The following is a 361-nucleotide window of genomic DNA, read 5'->3' as shown; positions in this document are numbered from 1 at the left end:
CGAAGAAGATCGATCCCGCGGCCGAGGAGCGGTGCGTCCTGACCAGCTGGCAGTTACAACCTCTCCCAGACCGCCTTGGTCAGTCGCGAGTACGCGCCCGACTCCGGATCGCGGACCCAGGTCCGGGGTCCGGCCTTGGGTAGGCCCCGGGCGGCGACTCGGTGGCGTCCGGCCGGTACCAGTTGGTCAGCGGGATCTCGTCGACGACGGTCGGGGCGGGACGCGAGCGGGACCGAGGCCAGCGCACCGCTCACGTCCCTGGTGCCGATGGCTTTTGCGCCCCACTTGCTCACCGCGGCGACGGCGATCGGGCCGTCGGAGCCCTTCGCACTGGCCAAGTAATGGCGAGCGCTGGCCACCC

The 361-nt window shown here is 71.2% G+C and carries 1 protein-coding gene; it reads right to left on the bottom strand.

The features are described from left to right. Nucleotides 1-53 precede the first annotated feature (53 nt). Nucleotides 54-361 (bottom strand): hypothetical protein (locus tag H483_RS0119525; RefSeq protein ID WP_238556281.1); only part of this gene is annotated, 308 nt, incomplete at its 5' end.

It is taken from the genome of Dietzia sp. UCD-THP (genome assembly GCF_000349585.1).
GTDB lineage: Bacteria > Actinomycetota > Actinomycetes > Mycobacteriales > Mycobacteriaceae > Dietzia > Dietzia natronolimnaea_A.
This window is presented reverse-complemented; position numbering and strand designations above follow the sequence as displayed.